Annotated in this window: 3 protein-coding genes; 1 reads left to right on the top strand and 2 read right to left on the bottom strand. The window is 57.5% G+C overall.

The window, feature by feature from the left end; genetic code table 11:
• Positions 1–709 (top strand): DNA/RNA nuclease SfsA (gene sfsA, locus AC1DVH_RS31170; RefSeq protein WP_477757026.1); only part of this gene is annotated, 709 nt, incomplete at its 5' end.
• On the opposite strand, the gene AC1DVH_RS31165 is transcribed toward sfsA, so the two are convergent.
• Positions 706–1,023 carry a Rieske (2Fe-2S) protein gene (locus AC1DVH_RS31165; RefSeq protein ID WP_477757025.1) on the bottom strand — a complete coding sequence of 106 codons (318 nt, stop codon included), beginning with the start codon at positions 1,021–1,023 and terminating at the stop codon, positions 706–708. The two genes, sfsA and AC1DVH_RS31165, sit on opposite strands and share 4 nt — an antisense overlap.
• A 114-nt stretch (positions 1,024–1,137) precedes the next feature.
• Positions 1,138–1,361, bottom strand: a 224-nt coding sequence (locus AC1DVH_RS31160) for a hypothetical protein (RefSeq protein WP_477757024.1), incomplete at its 5' end; no start/stop codon positions are given.

Raw genomic sequence — 1,361 nt, 5'->3', positions numbered from 1 at the left:
ATTTCATCCTCCCCTCGAAGAAGGCCGCCTGATTCGTCGTTACAAGCGTTTTCTCGCCGATATCGAAACCGTTGATGGCGAATTGCTGACCATTCACTGCCCGAACACTGGCTCGATGCTCAATTGTCAGGTCGAAGGCGGGCAGGTCTGGTTCAGTCGCTCAAACGACCCGAAACGCAAGTTGCCCGGCACCTGGGAAGTCGGTGAAACCCCGCAAGGGCGGCTGTTTTGCGTGAACACCGCCCGGGCCAATGGTTTGATCGAAGAGGCGCTGCGAGCGGGCGTCATCACCGAACTGAACGGTTTTACCGGGCTCAAGCGCGAAGTGGCCTATGGTCAGGAAAACAGTCGTATCGATTTCCGCCTCGATTACCCAGAAGGGTCTGCCTACGTCGAAGTCAAAAGCGTGACCCTGGGCTTCGACGGTACGGCGGTGGCAGCGTTTCCCGATGCGGTCACCCAGCGTGGCGCCAAGCATCTGCGGGAGCTGGCGCATTTGGCCAGGGACGGTATTCGCGCGGTGCAGTTGTACTGTGTTTGCCTGACCGACATCGAGGCCGTGCGCCCGGCGCAGGAAATCGATGCGGCTTATGCTCAGGCCTTGCGTGAGGCTATCGCCTGCGGGGTCGAGGTATTGGCTTACGGTGTGCGGTTGAGCCACGAAGAAATGTTGGTCGACCGGCGTCTGGACGTGTTACCGGGTGGTTAAAGGCTGATCCAGATCCCCTGTTCATCCTCGCGGCAGGCCACGCTGGTCAAGGTTTGCCCCGCGCAAGGGCCGGCGACGCATTCGCCGTCTTCGATCAGGAACAGTGCGCCATGGGTGGCGCACTGGATCAGGCTGTTGCTGGGGTCGAGAAACTGGTCGGGATGCCACTCAAGGGCAACGCCCCGGTGCGGGCAGCGATTGATGTAGACATAAACCTGCCCGCTACGGCGCACCGCAAAAAACTTTTGGCCATTGATGTCGAACCCGCGGCTGCTGTCATTGACCAGCTCGGCACCTGCGCAAAGCAACTTCATGTCTATCCTCGGTCCCGCGGCTCGTGACCGGATATGTCCGAGCTTGAGGGGTGAATGCTATCAAATGGCTGCCTCGCCCGTGGAATCCTTTGAAGGAAGCTGCGCCAGACCCTGTCAGTACTTTTCCACAGGCAAAAAAAGACCCGGCAAGAGCCGGGTCAAATAACCGTGATTAGCCTGATGAGGAGATAATCCGAGAGTCCGAACCAAGGTCTTTTCAGAATATCGACCAGTCTCGCGACTGGTTGTGATAATCATATCGATTCTCATTACCAAGTCAACCGCTGTTTTTTGATTTCTTTGCGATTTTCCGGATTTGCGTCTGCAGGCCCCGTAAT

It is taken from the genome of Pseudomonas sp. P4_C3 (assembly GCF_056402075.1).
Note: the sequence above shows the minus strand (reverse complement) of the source record. Positions and strands in the feature narration are given on the sequence as shown.

Excerpts from the sequence above, each read along its gene's own strand:
- AC1DVH_RS31165 (WP_477757025.1), bottom strand. The coding sequence starts at position 1,023 with ATGAAGTTGCTTTGCGCAGGTGCCGAGCTGGTCAATGACAGCAGCCGC.